Raw genomic sequence first — 15071 nt, 5'->3', positions numbered from 1 at the left:
TTCCGGATTATCGGAATGGCGGGGTTTTCTGTTCCCCGGGCGCCTGCCGATCGGCCTATACTTTCAGCGGCGGAAAGAATAATTGACCGCCGTCGACATTAAGTGATTGACCCGAGGAAAGGCCCGTCATGAGCATCATTCCCGAAGAGCTGTCCTACACCGCGGAACACGAATGGGTGACTGCCCCGAATGCAGACGGGGTTGTGCGCGTGGGTATCACCGATTTCGCCCAGGATGCGCTCGGGGATGTCGTTTATGCCCAGATGCCCGAAGCGGGTACCAGTGTCAAGGCCAACGATGTCGTTGGTGAGGTCGAATCCACCAAGAGCGTCAGCGATATCTACGCACCGGTGACCGGCGAGGTGGTTGCCCGGAACGAGGCGCTGGACGCTGGTTCGGCCCTGATTAATTCTGATCCGTACGGCGAAGGGTGGCTGTTCGAGATCAAGCTTGCCGAGGCCGACGCGGTCGAGTCCCTGCTCAGTTCGTCGGAGTACGAACAGCAGGTAGGCTAAAGGCACGAGGCCATTCGGGCCGGGGTGCTGGATCTGGTGTTCGTCGTGAACGCCATCCAGCGTCCTTCCGAAGGGCCGAAGACCGGGGACGGCAGGTTTTCCGGACAGCATGCGTTGTTTGCAGGGGGGACACCTGCAACGAATGAGGAGGACTCAATGTTTGGGAACGAACACAGCGACACCGGTGATGGATTCGGCACGGGTGGAGTGAAAGCTTCGGAGACCACGTCGATTAACCTCACCCCGGTTCGCGAAGAACCAACGTTTACCCCGCAACTCTCTCCCGAGGAGCGGGTCGCGGTGGAGGCCCTGCCGTTTCGCTCGGCCCTGCTTGTGGCCCACAGCGGCCCCAACAGCGGCGCCCGGTTCCTGCTGGACTCGGACGTCACCTCGGCAGGCCGGCACCCGGATGCGGACATCTTCCTGGACGATGTCACGGTATCCCGCCGTCACGTTGAATTCCGCCGCACGGCGCGCAGCTTCGAAGTGGTGGACACCGGAAGCCTCAACGGAACGTACGTCAATCACGACCGGGTCGACGGAGTGGAACTGAAATCCGGCAATGAAGTCCAGATTGGCAAATTCCGCCTCACCTTCTACCTGAGCCCTGCCCGCGCAGCAGGCAGCGTCTGATTTCGGGGTAGCTGCCCGTGGCCATGGCACAAGCGGAACGGCGCGGACCCCAGGTGCTCAACATCGGGGAAGTCTTGGCTCAGCTGAGCGACGACTTTCCCAGCATGACGGCGTCGAAAATCCGGTTCCTTGAGGAAAAGGGACTCATCAACCCCCGCCGGACGGCTGCCGGTTACCGGCAGTATGCGGACAGCGACGTCGAGCGGCTGCGTTTTGTCCTCGCCCTTCAACGCGACCAGTACCTGCCGCTGAAGGTCATCAAGGACTATCTCGACGCGATCGACCGTGGTGAGCGACCGGAAAACCTGTCCGCAGGCGTGTCCGTCAGCCCGCGGGCCGTCTCCGATGAGCTCGCCACCGAGTTGCACAACCGCGTCCGAAGGCTCACCGCGGAAGAGCTCCGGGCGGAGTCGGGCGCCAGCGTTGCGCTGCTGGAGGCGTTGTTGAGTTATGGCCTCGTGAGCCATGTCAACGGAACCTTCGACGAACACGCCCTGCAGGTCGCCTGTGCATGTGCGCAGCTCGAGGGCCATGGTCTGGAACCCCGGCACCTGCGGCCTTTCCAGGCCGCCGCGGAGCGCGAATTCGGCCTCGTGGAACGCGCGGTGGCCACCCTGACATCGCGGAAGGACGCGGCTTCCCGTGCCCGTGCCGCCGAGACGGCGCGGGAAATCAGTGATCTGTGCCTGTCCCTGCACCAGGCGCTGGTCCACGACCGCATCGCAAGGATGGACAGCTAATGATTGAAGTGGAGATCGTCGGCGTACGGATCGAGTTGCCGTCCAACCAGCCACTTGTCCTGCTCAAAGAGATCCGTGGGGAACGCCACGTACCGATCTGGATCGGTACTCCGGAAGCATCTGCCATCGCGCTGGCGCAACAAGGGGTGGTACCGCCCCGGCCGATGACGCACGACCTGCTGATCGACGTCGTCGAGTCCCTGGGGCATTCCATCGTCAGCGTGAACATTGCCGCCGTGGAGGACAACATTTTCTACGGCCAGCTGCAGTTCGAAAACGGCACCACGGTCAGCTCCCGCGCCTCGGATGCCCTGGCACTGGCCCTGCGTGCCAAATGCAGGATCTGGTGTGCCGACGCCGTGATGGATGAAGCCGGCGTCCGGATCACCGAACACGATGAGGGCGAGGACACCCACACCGGGCCTGCAGTGGACGAAGAGGGTGAGCTGCGGCGGTTCCGGGAGTTCCTGGACGACGTCGAGCCCGAGGACTTCGCGGGCTGACGGCACCGCGTGGGGCGGGGCTGCACCGATGCCGCCAGCGGAAGAAACTTTCGACACGCCTTAAGATATAGGGCGAACGTCTTTGACCTTGGGCGCCGTCAGGCCTAACGTCGAAAGTACAAGTTCCCATTGCACGCGGCAGCCGGGCACCCCACACTGGAATGTGCAGCCCGGCTGAATTACACGGATGATTTCCAGTACGCTGTCGCAAAAGCAGTAGCCTGGCCGCCGCCGCATCACTCAGGGGAACTCACGACAAGGAGGGTCCACGTGAGTCCGAAAGGCGAAGCTGGCGAGCTCAAACAGCCCACTGCGGCTGGTATTGCCGTGCCGGCCAGCGGTGCCCAGGGCCTGCTGTTCACCGAGGATCTTCCTGTCCTGGACGAGGACGCGGGCTACCGCGGCCCCACCGCCTGCAAGGCTGCCGGGATCACCTACCGGCAACTGGACTACTGGGCCCGCACCGGACTCGTGGAACCGGCAGTCCGCGGAGCAGCAGGTTCCGGCTCGCAGCGGCTGTACGGCTTCCGCGACATCCTTGTCCTCAAAGTCGTCAAGCGCCTTCTGGACACCGGGGTTTCCCTGCAGCAGATCCGCAGCGCCGTTGAACACTTGAGGGAGCGCGGCGTCGAAGACCTTGCCCAGATCACGCTGATGAGCGACGGGGCGAGCGTCTACGAGTGCACGTCGGCAGATGAAGTCATTGATTTGGTCCAGGGCGGCCAGGGCGTCTTCGGCATTGCCGTCGGCCGGGTCTGGCGGGAGGTTGAAGGCAGCCTCGCGGCGCTCCCGAGCGAGCACGCCTCGGACCATCCCTTTCCCGACGACGAACTCAGCAAGCGCCGGGCTACCCGAAAGACCGGCTAGCCCGGAAACACACAGCTGAATACGCCACAGGCCGCCATCCCCACGGGGTGGCGGCCTGTGGCGTACCAGCCGACGCGCCTCGCCGACCGCCGGCCCGGCGGCCGGCCGGTTGATGTTCTGGCCCGCTCCGCGACCTCCGCGCGGCCCGTTCCGCGGCGGGTATCGTGACCGCACCGCGGCGGCTGGTCTAGCGCAGGCTGCGGTCGCGGCGGGCGCCGGAGCGGATCCCGCTGTTGGATTTCAGCAGGTTCGCCAGCAGGGCATCAAACAAGGATGCGGCGTTTTTGGCAGAGTCGCCCGGCCAGTGGTGGACGGAGTGGGCGGCGCCTTGGATCTGCTGCCAATTGGCCTGCTCGGGGATATGCGGTGTCAGCAGGAGCTCCCCGAACATGGACTGCATCTCGGAGAGCCGGAATGTGTGCTCAGCGGATCCGCTGCGCACCCGGTTGGCCACGATGCCGGCCGGAGCAAGATTCGGGGCGAATTCCTCGCGAAACAGCTGAATGGCCCGCATGGTGCGCTCGGTGCCCGCCACGGAAAACAGGCCGGGCTCGGCCACCAGCGCCACTTTGTCACTCGCGGACCACGCCATCCGGGTCAGTCCGTTCAGTGAGGGCGGGCAGTCCACGAGCACCAGGTCATAGTGCTGTTCGCTGCCGGCCAGGACCGCAGAGAGCCGGCGAAGATCGCGGCGGCCCAGGTCCGGGCGGTCGTAGATACCGCTGTAGGCCGAGCCGACGGCGACATCGAGGATAGCCGGTGCCGGGCTGTTGCCGGCGGCACGCGCCACCCATCCGCTGGGCACGACGTTATCGCCCAGACGCGCCCGCCGGGGTGCCTTGAGCATCCGGCCAATGTCCAGTTGCTCGTGCGGGTCGACGCCGAGCGCCGTGCTCGCATCCGCATGCGGGTCAAGATCGACGACGAGCGTCGGGATGCCCGCAGCAAGGGCCGCGGACGCCAGTCCGGTGGTCACGGATGTCTTGCCGACGCCGCCTTTGAGGCTGCTGATGCTGACTACTTGCACTTGAAAAACCAATACCTAACGCCGGTTGCCGAGACGGGGTCTAGCCGGCTCCTGCGTTCTTCGGAGCCGGGGGCGTCTATGCGCCACCCACCCATCATCATATGTTGATGCCCTGACTAAAACGGTCCCATTCCACTACGGTGGGTGCACAACGCACGAGTGGGACAGGCATACGGCATCGGCGCCGGGTCTTGCCCGCACCAATTAATACAACCATGACGGATAGCCTTGTGACGGTTGACACAAATATTTGTGTTTGCCACACAGGTCTTAGACACTGTGACCACTTATCTATCCACACGCACCGATGCAGGAGAAGCATGTTTTCCAAGATTCTGGTGGCTAACCGCGGCGAAATCGCGATCCGGGCCTTCCGCGCCAGCTACGAACTGGGCGCCAAAACCGTCGCCGTCTTTCCCAATGAAGACCGCAACTCGATCCACCGGCAAAAGGCTGACGAGGCCTACCTGATCGGCGAAGAAGGCCACCCGGTTCGGGCGTACCTCGATGTTGACGAGGTGGTACGGGTCGCGAAGGAGTCAGGCGCTGACGCCATCTACCCCGGCTACGGCTTCCTCTCCGAAAATCCGCGCCTCGCCCGTGCGGCCCAGGCCGCCGGCATCACCTTTGTAGGTCCGCCGGCTGAGGTCCTGGAACTGGCTGGGAACAAGGTCGCGGCGCTGGAAGCTGCCCGCCAGGCCGGCGTCCCCGTCCTGAATTCGAGCCAGCCGTCCAAGGACCTCGATGAGCTCATCGCAGCCGCCGACGTCATCGGCTTCCCGATCTTCGCCAAGGCCGTTGCCGGCGGCGGTGGCCGCGGCATGCGCCGCGTGGACACCCGCGAGGCCCTGCCAGAAGCGCTGCAGGCGGCCATGCGTGAGGCCGACGCCGCGTTCGGCGATCCGACCATGTTCCTTGAGCAGGCTGTCCTGCGCCCGCGGCACATCGAAGTCCAGATCCTGGCCGATGCCGAGGGCAATGTAATTCACCTGTTCGAGCGCGACTGCTCCATTCAGCGCCGCCACCAGAAAGTCATTGAAATCGCGCCGGCGCCAAACCTGGACGAGGGTATCCGGCAGGCACTGTACCGTGACGCCGTAAAGTTCGCGAAGGCACTGAACTACGTCAACGCCGGGACGGTGGAATTCCTGGTTGACACCGTCGGGGAGCGTGCCGGCCAGCACGTGTTCATCGAAATGAACCCGCGAATCCAGGTGGAGCACACCGTCACGGAAGAAGTCACCGACGTCGACCTCGTCCAGGCCCAGCTGCGCATCGCCGCCGGCGAGACTCTCGCCGATCTGGGCCTGTCGCAGGAGTCCGTCCAGCTTAAGGGCGCGGCGCTGCAGTGCCGCATCACCACCGAAGACCCGTCCAACGGCTTCCGGCCCGACGTCGGAAAAATCACCGGTTACCGGTCCGCAGGCGGTGCCGGTGTCCGGCTCGACGGCGGCACCGTTTACTCGGGTGCCGAGATCAGCCCGCACTTCGATTCGATGCTGGTGAAGCTGACCTGTCGCGGCCGCAACTACCCGGCGGCGGTCGCCCGTGCCCGCCGTGCCCTCGCCGAGTTCCGCATCCGCGGCGTCTCCACCAATATTTCCTTCCTGCAGGCGGTCCTGGACGATCAGGACTTTGTGGCCGGAAACGTGGCGACCTCGTTTATCGATGAACGACCCGCGCTGCTCAAGGCCCGGGTCTCCGCGGACCGTGGCACCAAACTGCTGACCTGGCTCGCGGACGTCACCGTGAACAAGCCCAACGGCGAACTCACGGTGCACACCGACCCGGCGACCAAGCTGCCGGCAACGGACGGCCTCGACGTCAAACCCGGCTCACGCCAGCGGCTCCAGGAACTGGGCCCGGAAGGCTTTGCCGCGGCACTGCGCCAGCAGAACGCCGTCGCCGTCACCGACACCACGTTCCGTGACGCCCACCAGTCACTGCTCGCCACCCGGGTCCGTACCCGTGATCTGGTGGCGGCCGGGCCCGCCGTCTCGAGCCTGCTCCCGGAGCTGCTCTCCGTCGAGGCCTGGGGCGGTGCCACCTACGACGTCGCCCTGCGTTTCCTGGGCGAGGACCCGTGGGACCGTCTCGCTGCCCTGCGCACGGCACTGCCGAACGTCTGCCTGCAGATGCTGCTCCGTGGCAGGAACACCGTGGGCTACACGCCCTACCCGGAAGAAGTCACGGTGGCCTTTGTCAACGAGGCCGCTGCCACCGGCATCGACATCTTCCGCATCTTCGATGCGCTCAACGACGTCAACCAGATGGCCCCGGCCATCCGCGCCGTCCGTGACACCGGTACGGCAGTGGCCGAGGTGGCGCTCTGCTACACCGCCGACATGCTGAACCCGGACGAGAAGCTCTACACGCTGGAGTACTACCTCGAGCTGGCCCAGAAGATTGTCGACGCCGGGGCGCATATCCTGGCGATCAAGGACATGGCCGGACTGCTTCGCCCGGCAGCGGCTGCACGGCTCGTCACAGCGCTGCGGGAGAAGTTCGACCTCCCGGTACACCTGCACACGCACGACACCGCAGGCGGCCAGCTGGCGACCCTCCTGGCGGCCGTGGACGCCGGTGTGGACGCCGTGGACGTCGCCTCGGCCTCCCTGGCCGGGACCACGAGCCAGCCGTCCGCCTCCGCCCTCGTGGCAGCGCTGGCCCACACCCCCCGCGATACCGGGCTGAGCCTGGCCAACGTCTGCGCCCTGGAACCTTACTGGGAAGCCGTCCGCCGCGTCTATGCGCCGTTCGAGTCCGGCCTGCCGGGCCCCACCGGGCGTGTCTACCAGCACGAGATCCCCGGCGGCCAGCTGTCCAACCTGCGTCAGCAGGCAATCGCTCTGGGCCTCGGTGAACGGTTCGAGGCGATTGAGGACATGTACACCGCCGCAGACCGTATCCTCGGCCGGCTCGTGAAGGTCACGCCGTCCTCCAAAGTGGTCGGCGACCTGGCACTGCACCTCGTCGGCCTGAACGCCGACCCCGCAGACTTCAACGAAAACCCGCAGAAGTACGACGTCCCGGACTCCGTCATTGGGTTCCTCTCCGGCGAACTGGGCGACCCTCCCGGGGGCTGGCCCGAGCCGTTCCGGACGAAGGCGCTGCAGGGGCGCACTATCAAGATCCGCGACGTCGAGCTCAGTGCGGAAGACAGCGCGGCGCTCAATGCGGACTCGAAGACCCGCCAGCAGACCCTGAACCGGCTGCTCTTTGCCGGACCCACCAAGGACTACCTGAAGAGTGTGGATACCTACGGCAACCTGTCCGTGCTGGATTCGCGGGACTACCTTTTCGGTCTGCAGCACGGCGCCGAGCACGAGATCGAGCTCGAGAAGGGCGTCCGCCTGATTGCCTCCCTCGAAGCCATTTCGGAGCCGGATGAGAAGGGCATGCGCACCGTCATGTGCACACTCAACGGCCAATCCCGGCCTGTTGTGGTTCGTGACCGTTCCGTGGTCAGTAACGTCAAGGCCGCAGAGCGGGCCGACACGGCCCAGCCCGGCCAGGTCGCCGCACCGTTCGCCGGGGCGGTAACACTGACAGTCAAGGCCGGCGAAGCGGTCCAGGCCGGCGATACGGTCGCCACGATTGAGGCCATGAAGATGGAGGCCTCGATCACGACGCCGGTGGCCGGCACGGTGGCGCGCCTCGCCGTCGGCGCCGTCGAGCAGGTCCAGGGTGGTGACCTGCTGCTCGTCATCGAGTAGCGCCGGGCAATAAGAAACGCGGGGTCAGATACCGCCCATCCGAAGCCATCGGATGGGCCGCATCTGACCCCGCGTTGTTGGTATCTACGGGCGGGCGGCGCCGTACATTTCTTCGATGACGGTCTCGAAGTCCTTCAGTACCTGGCCGCGCTTGACCTTCATCGACGGCGTGAGGTGGCCCGAGGCCTCCGTGAAGTCAGCGGGGACAATCCGGAAGGACTTGATGGCTTCGGCCTGGGACACCGACTGGTTGGCCCGGTTGATGAGCTCCTGGACCGTGGCCTTGACCTGGGCGTTATCGACCGCCTGCGCCACGGTTGTTCCCGCCGGCAATCCGTGGCGGCTGAGCCAGCCCGGGAGCGCTTCCTCGTCGAGCGTCACAAGAGCGCCGATGAACGGCCGGTTGTCGCCGACCACAAGGACCTGCGAGACCAGGGCATCGGCCCGGATCTGGTCCTCCAGCAGGGCGGGAACGACGTTCTTGCCGCTGGCCGTGACGATGATTTCCTTCTTCCGGCCGGTGATGGTCAAGAAGCCTTCGTCATCGAGCTGGCCGATGTCCCCGGTCCGGAGCCAGCCGTCGGCAAAGGTGTCGGCGGAGAGGTCATCGCGCTTGTAGTAGCCGCGCATAACGCATACGCCCTTAGTGAGGATCTCGCCGTCGTCGGCGATCCTGACGGCGTTTCCCGGAATCGGGGCGCCGACCGTGCCGATCTTGATCGACTGCGGCGTGTTCACGGTGATCGGCGCGGTGGTTTCGGTCAGGCCGTATCCTTCGAGGATCTGCATGCCAATGCCCTGGAAGAAGTGGCCGAGCCGCTCCCCGAGTGGTCCTCCGCCGGAGACGGCGTGCGCGACCTCGCCGCCCATCGCCGCCCGGAGCTTTCCGTAGACGAGTTTGTCGAACACGGCGTGCTTGAGTTGGAGTCCCAGTCCGACTTTCCCGGCCTGCCGGGCACGCGAGTACGCGATCGCTGTGTCCGCGGCACGGTGGAAGATGGCGCCCTTGCCGCCGTCCTCGGCCTTGGTCAGCGCAGAGTTGTAGACCTTTTCGAACACCCGCGGCACGGCGAGGATGAACGTGGGCCGGTAGCTTTGGAGGTCCGGCAGGAGGTTCTTGATGTCCGGGGTGTGCGCGACGGTGACCCCGGCGGCGACGGCCAGCACCGAAATGAAACGTGCAAAGACATGGGCGAGGGGCAGGAACATGATGGTGCGTGCGTGTTCGCTGACAACCTGGCCAAGGGACGTGGCGAGGGCGTTCTCGGAGAGTTCCACGAAGTTTCCGTGGGTCAACTCGCAGCCCTTCGGCCGGCCCGTGGTGCCTGAAGTGTAAATGATGGTGGCGATGTCCGTCAGGGATGCCTGCCTGCGCCTGGCCTCCAGATCGTCATCGCTGACGCCGGCCCCCGGCCGCACGGACCTCGTCGAGGCCGCTTCCGTCCAGCTGCCAGACATTCTGCAGCGCGGTCAGGCCCTCGGAGGTCGCCGCCTGCCGGATGATGTTCTCATGGTGGGCGTACTCGCCAAAGGCGGCTACGGCACCGGAGTCGCCGAGGTTCCAGGCGACCTGTGATGGGGACGACGTTTCGTAGATAGGTACTGACACGCCGCCGGCGAACCAGATCGCAAAGTCGATGAGCGCCCATTCATAGCGGGTGCGGGACATTATGCCCACCCGGTCGCCGGCGGCGACGCCACTGGCCATCAGCCCCTTGGCCAGCAGGGACGCGTCCGCCACAAAGTCGGTGGCGCGGATGTCCTGCCACTGGCCCGCGGCGTCCAGCCGTGAGAAGAGCGCCGGGTTGGAGGCTTTGGCAGCCTGCCGCAGGACGAGGTCCGTGATGTTCGATTCCGGCGGGACGTTCACCAGGGGCGGGACAATGATTTCTCGCACGATAGCTCCTTTGATCTCCATAGACCCGCAATGGGTACCGCTTAGCCTAGTATGCGGACCCGGGCCGGGTGTGTTCTGCAACACCTACTGAAGAGTAACTTAGCGGTCCGATCGGGTCAGGCGCCAGTGGCGCCACGGGCGACGGTCCACGGCGCAGACCTGCCAACCCCGGCGAAGCAGCTGTGGTCGCCCCCGGCCCGGTGCATAGAATGGACCATCATGCAGACTCCTATACCCGGTGAGCAGCCCCGCCCGTCCCGCAGGACAGTCGCCTGGCGGCGCCGAATTGGCTCTCCCGGCGCGGCAGCCCCGGCTTCCCAGGACCTGCGGCCGCACCTGAGGCTGGGCCGCAAGGGTCTGGCCATTGGCATCGACATTGGCGGCACCAAGGTCGCGGCCGGGGTTGTCGACGCGGACGGCCGCATCCTCAGCCAGGCAAAGCGTTCCACCCCGGGTAACGACCCCCGCGCGGTCGAACAGGTCATTGTTGAGCTGGTCGAGGAACTCGGCCGGGGTCACCGGATCTGGTCAGTCGGGATTGGAGCGGCCGGCTGGATGGACCTCGACGGCGGGACAGTCCTCTTCAGCCCGCATCTGGCCTGGCGCAATGAACCCCTGCGTGAGAATCTGCAGCGCCTGCTCTGCCGCCCCGTCCTGCTGACCAACGACGCCGATGCCGCAGCATGGGCCGAATGGCGCTTTGGCGCCGGACAGGGCCAGAACCGTCTGGTCTGCATCACGCTGGGTACCGGCATCGGTGGCGCCATGGTCATGGACGGCAGGATCGAACGCGGGCGGTTCGGAGTGGCCGGCGAGTTCGGCCACCAGATCATCATGCCGGGCGGGCACCGTTGCGAATGCGGCAACCGGGGCTGCTGGGAGCAGTACGCCTCCGGCAACGCACTCGGCCGTGAGGCGCGCGAACTGGCGGCGGCCAATTCTCCTGTGGCCCAGGAACTGCTGAAGGCCGTCGACGGGAAAGTCGGCGACATCACGGGCGTGATTGTCACGGAACTGGCCAAGGCGGGGGATCCCACGTCACGGGAGCTGATAGAAGATGTGGGCGAATGGCTCGGCCTGGGGCTGGCCAATCTTGCAGCCGCCCTGGATCCTGGCAAGTTCGTCATCGGCGGGGGACTCTGCGACGCGGGCGAACTCCTGGCGGCACCGGCACGGAAGGCATTCGCCAGGAACCTGACCGGGCGAGGTTTCCGGCCGGCCGCGGACATCGCCCTCGCGGCACTCGGGCCGCACGCCGGCCTGATAGGAGCGGCCGACCTGTCGCGTGTCAGCAGCCGGATGCACACCTAAGGGGCTGCGACAGGTCGCGGGAGCGACCTAAACGCGGGCCCCGTCGTCGTGTTCATCCTTCTCGCCGGGCAGCTTCATGATCAGGAAGACCACCGAGGCCGCGAACACGGCAACCATTCCCAGAATCGCCACCACGGGGGCAGCGCGCCAGAACATGGCGGACAGCACGAGCGCAAGGGGACCGCCCACGGCCCCGAGCCAGGCCAGCACCATCATCGGATCGGCGCCGGCAAGGCTTGGCGGAACTTCCGGCACGAAGTCGCCGTCGTCGTCATCGTCGGCCACGTAATCGCGGGGGCCCATGGACGAGTCCAGTCCCTCGATGCCACCGGAGTCATTCGGCCCGGCGGCGGGGGAGGACCGCTCACGCGCGGACGGCTCAACCGGCGCAGGAGCCGTGAGTCCCAACGGGTCGAAGTCCCGGAAGGCCCGGGGCGCGCTGACGGCGTCGTCGGAACCGCCGGCCCCCTCGGACCCGGCCCCCTCGGACCCGGCTCCCTCGGACCCGGCCCCCTCAATCCCGGCACCCTCGATCCCGGACTTCGTATCCTGCCGGACCGGACCGGCGGTTGGGTCGATTCCGTCCTGCAGATCAGTTCCCTCCAGCCGGGCGACGAGATCCAGCCAGACCGCGTCGTCCTGGTGGGCGCCGGAGTCCGGAGAGTTGGGGTCCGGTTTAGTCATGTGCCGTGTCCTTCGGGCTTGAGTGGGCGGCGCCCTGCTTTCCCGACACCACGGCGCGGGTGAATTCGGCAGTGCCGCGGAAGATCTCCGGGGCGTCGTTGTCCATGGTAGCGACGTGGTAGCTGTTTTCCAGCCGGACCACCTCCAGTGGAGCCTGCGTCAGCCCGCGGCGCAGCGCCGCCAGGCTTGAGTCGGAGACCACATGGTCGACGGCGGAACGGTAGACCCGGACGGGCGCCGTGATCCTGGGCAGCAGCTGCAGCGTGTCCTTAAACATCTTGTTCACCTCATGGGCCGCGGCGACCGGTGTCCGCGGGTAGGCGCCTTCGTCGACCCCCGTTTTGAGGATGTCATTGGCGATCGCCGGGGTGCTTTTGAGCACGAACTTGAGGACGCCTGCCAGCGGTGCGCGTGGATCGTCGATCACCAGCCCGGGGTTGACGATAACTACACCCGCGACGGGCCGGGTGGCCGCAATTCTCAACGCCAGCGCCCCACCCATGGACAGGCCCGCAACGACGACGTAGTCACACTCCGCCGAGAGATCAAGGTAAGCGGCGTCCATGGCATCGTGCCAGTCCTGCCAGCGTGTTCGTGCCAGTTCCTGCCAGCTCGTGCCGTGGCCGGGCAGCAATGGCATCCTGACGGCGTAGCCGGCCCCGGCCAGCGACCGGGCCCACTCCCGGACACCATGCGGGCTGCCAGTAAAGCCGTGCGAAACCACGACGCCTGTCCGCGGGCCGGAGCCCGTAAAAGGGCTGCTGAAGGGGGAGTGGTCAGGACGGCTGCTCATCGGGCCTCCGCGGGGGCCGTGTCCGCGCCTGGTATGGCACGGGCCGGCCAAATACTTTCAGTCATATGCTCATCGTGTCATCCCTGGGCGCAAAGTCACTAGAGTAGGGTGTCATTGAAATCCCGGCCGGACCTGACAGCAGCCGGCAGAGCGCCTTCCGGAGAGGGACACCGTGTTTTATTGGTTCATGAAGGCCTTCGTTCTTGGGCCGGTGTTGAAGTTGCTCTTTAGGCCTTGGGTCAAGGGCCTGGACAACGTACCCGCGCAGGGTGCAGCCATTCTGGCGTCCAATCATTTGTCCTTCTCGGATTCCATTTTTATGCCGCTGATGGTGCCGCGTCCCGTTGTGTTCCTGGCAAAGTCGGAATACTTCACCGGAACGGGTATTAAGGGCCGGCTGACGGCGGTCTTCTTCCGGCTCACCAACCAGTTGCCCATGGACCGGTCCGGTGGGGCCGCCTCCGCGTTGTCGCTGGATGCCGGAGGGCACGTGCTGGCAGGCGGTTCGCTCCTCGGTATCTACCCCGAGGGGACACGCAGCCCCGACGCCCGGCTCTACCGGGGCAAGGTCGGCGTTGCCCGGCTCGCCCTGCAGGGCCGTGTTCCGGTGATACCGGTGGCGATGATTGGGACGGACAAGGTCCAGCCGATTGGCAAACGGGTGCCCAACATCCGGCGCATCGGGATGATCTTTGGCGAGCCCATGGACTTCAGCCGCTACTACGGCATGGCGGATGACCGCGACGTCCAGCGGTCGGTTACTGACGAGATTATGTACGAACTCATGCGGCTTTCAGGCCAGGAATACGTCGACGAATACGCCGCCGTCGTTAAGCTGCGGCTGGCCGGGAAAGCCGAGGGGCAGGGGCCGACGGCGTCTGGACCTGATGAGGGACCGGCGGCTCCGGGGAGCGTGTGACGGCGGGCGGCCCGCCGATGACGGGGCATCGACACTGATCCCGGCCGGGACAACTATCCTTAGAGAGTGACCGAGCTATCTGAGAAACCAGTTTCCCCGCTGACCAGTACCGCCCAGAGCGGCGCCGCCCACTATCCAGGACTGGACCGCTGGCGCGAGCTCCAGGCGTCGCAGCAGCCTGCATGGTCGAACAAGTCCGTCTTTGAGGCGTCCGTTAAGGAACTCTCCATCCTGCCGCCCCTCGTCTTTGCCGGCGAAGTGGACGTCCTGCGTGAACGGCTGGCAGCAGCCGCCGAAGGCAAGGCTTTTCTGCTCCAAGGCGGCGACTGCGCTGAGACGTTTGAGGCCGCGACGGCGGACAAGATCAGCGCACGTGTGCGGACCATCCTGCAAATGGCCGTGGTGCTGACGTACGGCGCGGCGATGCCGGTCATTAAGATGGGCCGGATGGCAGGCCAGTTCGCCAAGCCCCGGTCATCCAACGATGAAACACGCGACGGCGTCACCTTGCCGGCGTACCGCGGCGACATCGTCAACGGCTACGATTTCACGCCCGAATCGCGTGCACATGACGCGAGCAGGATGCTGAAGGCATACCACACGTCGGCCTCCACGCTGAACCTGATCCGTGCCTTTACACAGGGTGGATTCGCGGACCTGCGCCTCGTGCACCAGTGGAACAAGGGCTTCACCGAGAACCCCGCGCATGCGCGCTACGAGTCGCTGGCCCGGGACATTGACCGGGCCATCAAATTTATGTCCTCCTGCGGAGCCGACTTCGAAGCGCTCAAGCGGGTCGAATTCTATGCCAGCCACGAGGCCCTGCTGCTCGACTACGAGCGGGCCCTGACCCGGATCGATTCGCGCAGCGGCCTGCCCTACGACACCTCCGGGCACTTCCTGTGGATCGGCGAACGCACCCGCGAACTGGACAACGCCCACGTTGACTTCCTCTCCCGGGTCCGCAACCCCATTGGCGTCAAGCTGGGGCCGTCCACCAGCGGCGATGACGCCCTGCGCCTGATCGACAAGCTGGACCCGAACCGTGAACCCGGCCGCCTGACCTTTATCACCCGGATGGGCGCCGGCAATATCCGGGAGAAGCTGCCCGCTATCGTCGAGCGGGTCACTGCTTCCGGGGCGAAGGTCCTGTGGGTCACTGACCCGATGCACGGCAACACCGTGACGTCGCCCAACGGCTACAAGACCCGTAACTTCGACGACGTCATTGATGAGGTGCGCGGCTTTTTCGAGGTGCACCATGCCCTGGGTACGGTGCCCGGGGGCCTGCATGTCGAGATGACCGGCGACGACGTGGCCGAATGCCTGGGCGGCGCAGATCCCATTGATCAGGATGCTTTCCTGGACCGCTACGAATCGGTCTGCGATCCGCGCCTGAACCACATGCAGTCGCTCGAAATGGCGTTCCTCGTCGCGGGCGCCCTCGCCAAGTAACGAGACCCGCA

Annotated in this window: 12 protein-coding genes and 1 pseudogene; 9 read left to right on the top strand and 4 right to left on the bottom strand. The window is 65.7% G+C overall.

Features of this window, described 5'->3' with window-relative positions; genetic code table 11:
- The first annotated feature begins 128 nt into the window (after positions 1-128).
- The 5 genes from gcvH to KY499_RS05070 all read left to right on the top strand — a co-directional run bounded on the left by gcvH (position 129) and on the right by KY499_RS05070 (position 3258).
- On the top strand, positions 129-515 hold the full coding sequence (gene gcvH / locus KY499_RS05090; RefSeq protein ID WP_123256305.1) for a glycine cleavage system protein GcvH: 387 nt from the start codon (positions 129-131) through the stop codon (positions 513-515).
- Positions 516-671: 156 nt separating this feature from the next.
- Positions 672-1148, top strand: coding sequence for an FHA domain-containing protein (locus tag KY499_RS05085; protein ID WP_219886369.1), 477 nt, complete (start codon positions 672-674; stop codon positions 1146-1148).
- Between the two features lie 23 nt (positions 1149-1171).
- Positions 1172-1888: a MerR family transcriptional regulator gene (locus tag KY499_RS05080; protein WP_123256306.1), complete on the top strand. Its 717-nt coding sequence runs from the start codon at positions 1172-1174 to the stop codon at positions 1886-1888.
- Positions 1888-2391, top strand: a complete 504-nt coding sequence (locus tag KY499_RS05075) for a bifunctional nuclease family protein (protein WP_123256307.1) — start codon at positions 1888-1890, stop codon at positions 2389-2391. The genes KY499_RS05080 and KY499_RS05075 overlap by 1 nt, the downstream gene beginning before the upstream one ends.
- 270 nt (positions 2392-2661) lie before the next feature.
- A complete protein-coding gene (locus KY499_RS05070; protein WP_123256308.1) occupies positions 2662-3258 on the top strand; it encodes a MerR family transcriptional regulator in 597 nt (198 codons plus the stop codon).
- A 187-nt stretch (positions 3259-3445) separates the two neighbouring features.
- Here KY499_RS05070 and KY499_RS05065 read toward each other — a convergent pair whose 3' ends face one another.
- Entirely contained in the window at positions 3446-4285 is an 840-nt protein-coding gene (locus KY499_RS05065) for a ParA family protein (RefSeq protein ID WP_219886368.1), read from the bottom strand.
- Positions 4286-4605: 320 nt separating this feature from the next.
- On the opposite strand from KY499_RS05065, the gene KY499_RS05060 reads away from it, so the two are divergent.
- Complete coding sequence (locus KY499_RS05060) at positions 4606-8001, top strand: pyruvate carboxylase (RefSeq protein WP_123256310.1); 3396 nt, start codon at positions 4606-4608, stop codon at positions 7999-8001.
- Positions 8002-8085: 84 nt separating this feature from the next.
- Here KY499_RS05060 and KY499_RS05055 read toward each other — a convergent pair.
- Positions 8086-9898 (bottom strand): annotated as a pseudogene (locus KY499_RS05055) (AMP-dependent synthetase/ligase).
- Between the two features lie 219 nt (positions 9899-10117).
- On the opposite strand from KY499_RS05055, the gene KY499_RS05050 reads away from it, so the two are divergent.
- Positions 10118-11209: an ROK family glucokinase gene (locus KY499_RS05050; protein WP_123256312.1), complete on the top strand. Its 1092-nt coding sequence runs from the start codon at positions 10118-10120 to the stop codon at positions 11207-11209.
- Between the two features lie 27 nt (positions 11210-11236).
- Here the strand turns inward: KY499_RS05050 and KY499_RS05045 are convergent, their stop codons facing one another.
- Both KY499_RS05045 and KY499_RS05040 read right to left on the bottom strand, forming a co-directional pair.
- Positions 11237-11893: a hypothetical protein gene (locus tag KY499_RS05045; protein WP_123256313.1), complete on the bottom strand. Its 657-nt coding sequence runs from the start codon at positions 11891-11893 to the stop codon at positions 11237-11239.
- A complete protein-coding gene (locus KY499_RS05040; protein WP_123256314.1) occupies positions 11886-12686 on the bottom strand; it encodes a carboxylesterase in 801 nt (266 codons plus the stop codon). Before KY499_RS05040 ends, KY499_RS05045 begins: the two co-directional genes overlap by 8 nt.
- Positions 12687-12858: 172 nt before the next feature.
- Here KY499_RS05040 and KY499_RS05035 point away from each other — a divergent pair, with 172 nt between their 5' ends.
- Positions 12859-13605 carry a 1-acyl-sn-glycerol-3-phosphate acyltransferase gene (locus tag KY499_RS05035; RefSeq protein WP_123256315.1) on the top strand — a complete coding sequence of 249 codons (747 nt, stop codon included), beginning with the start codon at positions 12859-12861 and terminating at the stop codon, positions 13603-13605.
- Positions 13606-13671: 66 nt separating this feature from the next.
- Positions 13672-15060 (top strand): class II 3-deoxy-7-phosphoheptulonate synthase, encoded by a 1389-nt coding sequence (locus tag KY499_RS05030; protein WP_123256316.1) that lies wholly within the window; start codon positions 13672-13674, stop codon positions 15058-15060.
- The last annotated feature ends 11 nt before the right edge of the window (positions 15061-15071 follow it).

The sequence above is a fragment of the Arthrobacter sp. PAMC25284 genome (assembly GCF_019443425.1).
Classification (GTDB): domain Bacteria; phylum Actinomycetota; class Actinomycetes; order Actinomycetales; family Micrococcaceae; genus Arthrobacter; species Arthrobacter oryzae_A.
This window is presented reverse-complemented; position numbering and strand designations above follow the sequence as displayed.